Here is a 552-nt window from a genome sequence, read left to right on the forward strand (position 1 = left end):
GCGCTGGGTCAGGACACGCGGCTGTCGGCCATCGTCCGCCTGCTGGATCGCGCCCAGGCCGAGAAACCGCGACTGGCGGAAATCGCCGACCGCGCCGCGCAATGGTTCCTGCTGTTGTCGCTGCTTGCGGCGGCGGCCATCGGTCTGTTGTGGTGGCAACTGGATGCATCGCGGGCCTTCTGGATTGTCCTGGCCATGCTGGTCGCCACGTGCCCGTGCGCGCTGTCGCTGGCGACGCCAACCGCCCTCACCGCCGCTACCGGCACCCTGCACAAACTCGGCCTGCTGCTGACACGCGGGCATGTGCTGGAAGGCCTCAATCAGATCGACACGGTGATTTTCGACAAGACCGGTACGTTGACCGAAGGCCGCCTGGTGCTGCGTTCGATCCGGCCACTGGCAGCGCTGGACAGCGATCAGTGCCTGAGCCTCGCCGCGGCCCTGGAAAACCGTTCCGAGCACCCGATTGCCCGCGCGTTCGGCCGCGCCCCGCTGGCCGCTGAAGAGGTGCACAGCGCACCGGGACTCGGCCTCGAAGGCCTGGTCGGCGCA

General features: G+C 68.5%; 1 pseudogene. It reads left to right on the top strand.

Annotation, left to right across the window (positions count from 1 at the left end):
- Positions 1–552 (top strand): annotated as a pseudogene (locus DBR24_RS32980) (HAD-IC family P-type ATPase); the annotation flags it as partial.

The organism is Pseudomonas sp. HMWF006 (genome assembly GCF_003061205.1).
In the GTDB taxonomy this organism is placed as follows: Bacteria; Pseudomonadota; Gammaproteobacteria; order Pseudomonadales; family Pseudomonadaceae; genus Aquipseudomonas; species Aquipseudomonas monsensis.